The sequence below is a fragment of the Aeromonas sobria genome (genome assembly GCF_050266975.1).
Taxonomy (GTDB): Bacteria; Pseudomonadota; Gammaproteobacteria; order Enterobacterales; family Aeromonadaceae; genus Aeromonas; species Aeromonas sobria_B.
In genome coordinates this window covers 1-548 of the sequence record NZ_JBKISU010000093.1, presented here as the reverse complement: position 1 = coordinate 548, position 548 = coordinate 1, and the positions used below count along the sequence as shown (strand labels likewise).

The 548-nt window shown below is 57.1% G+C and carries 1 pseudogene; it reads right to left on the bottom strand.

Features of this window, described 5'->3' with window-relative positions:
- Positions 1-548: pseudogene (locus ACLHZ1_RS20570) on the bottom strand (IS3 family transposase); the annotation flags it as partial.

Below are 548 nucleotides of genomic sequence, written 5' to 3'. Positions count from 1 at the left end.
GTTTACGCACGGTTTTATGGTTGAGAGGGCATCCCTCATTGCGCAGCGCCAGGGTGATCCGCCGATAACCATAGCGTCCCTTGTGGTGATGAAACAGCGCCTTGACCCGTTGCGCTTCATGCTCATAAGTCACTGTGCGGGTACCCGATTTCACCTGCCAGTAGAAGGTGCTGCGTGGCAACCCGGCGAGATGCAGCAGCGTTGCCAGCTGATGGTCCTGCCTTAGCTCGGAAACTATTTTTGCTTTCTCTGCGGCTTTTCCCGAGCCAAGGCATGCAGCTTTTTTAGATAGGCGTTCTCCGCCCGCAGGTATTCGAGCTCTTCCTGGGCACTGTTGAAGATGGGATAGGGGGCGGTGAGCTGTTTGCCGGGTGGCGTCTTCCCTGAAGTCATGGCGCGTTCTCTGCGTTTGTCACGAAGAGCCATGATACCGCCTTCACGATAAAGCCGCGCCCACCGACTGACGGTGCAGGCCGCGGCGATCTTGAATGCTGCGGCCGCCTTGCGAGAAGAGGCATTATTTTCCTGCATCCAGTGCAGTACCTCCT